The sequence below is a fragment of the Bacillus sp. SIMBA_008 genome (genome assembly GCF_046535495.1).
In the GTDB taxonomy this organism is placed as follows: Bacteria; Bacillota; Bacilli; order Bacillales; family Bacillaceae; genus Bacillus; species Bacillus subtilis.
On sequence record NZ_JAWRWL010000848.1, the window covers coordinates 1 to 255 of the forward strand.

The following is a 255-nucleotide window of genomic DNA, read 5'->3' on the forward strand; positions in this document are numbered from 1 at the left end:
TCTAAGTTTCATAACAGCACTTGATACAATTTCGTACGCAATGGAATGCGGGAGATACAAAAATGTTGTTATCATTTCTTCTGAAATTTCTTCTGTTGGATTAAATTGGGGACAAAATGAAAGCAGCATTTTATTCGGTGACGGTGCGGCAGCTGTTGTCATAACAAAAGGCGATCATACATCTTCTATTATTGCTTCCCATATGGAAACATATAGCTCTGGTGCGCATTTATCAGAAATTCGTGGCGGTGGAAC

1 pseudogene is annotated in these 255 nt (G+C 38.8%); it reads left to right on the plus strand.

Annotated elements, in window-relative coordinates:
* Nucleotides 1-255 (plus strand): annotated as a pseudogene (locus SB658_RS25735) (beta-ketoacyl-ACP synthase III); the annotation flags it as partial.